Raw genomic sequence first — 437 nt, forward strand, 5'->3', positions numbered from 1 at the left:
ATTTTGACTTACTTCCAACATAAAAGATTTTCCTGTAACAACTTCGACCAGCGAAATGGCATGAAAGCTTACAGAGCGAATGGGTTTGCCCACAATTGAGCTGTAAAATGAAGAGATACCCCAAGTCTTTTTTCTTGATTTCCCTTCAACAGTTTCATCTACGGCAAGCAAATAATCGCCTGAAAACTCATACCCAAAGTAGCAAGAAGTAATGAGGTAGATATTGAGGCATAACCAGTCTATTTGACTACCATACAAACGTTGAATGTTACGATAACTTCCTTTGCTGCTTGTCCAACGTGAAAGATTCTTCATGGTTATCCCTCCGCTACTTACACAATAAATACTTTGGATTACTTCGTGTAAAATAGCTATATTTACCTGTAGGTAGGGTTGTAAACCCTCCAAAAATGTTAGTTCTAACATAAGGGATTGTG

At 37.8% G+C, this 437-nt stretch carries 1 protein-coding gene; it reads right to left on the reverse strand.

The window, feature by feature from the left end:
- On the reverse strand, nt 1-426 hold a 426-nt coding region (locus tag Q0954_RS34495), incomplete at its 3' end, for a transposase (RefSeq protein ID WP_299466777.1).
- Nucleotides 427-437 lie beyond the last annotated feature (11 nt).

Origin of the sequence: uncultured Microscilla sp. (assembly GCF_947493425.1) — a bacterium.
Taxonomy (GTDB): domain Bacteria; phylum Bacteroidota; class Bacteroidia; order Cytophagales; family Microscillaceae; genus Microscilla.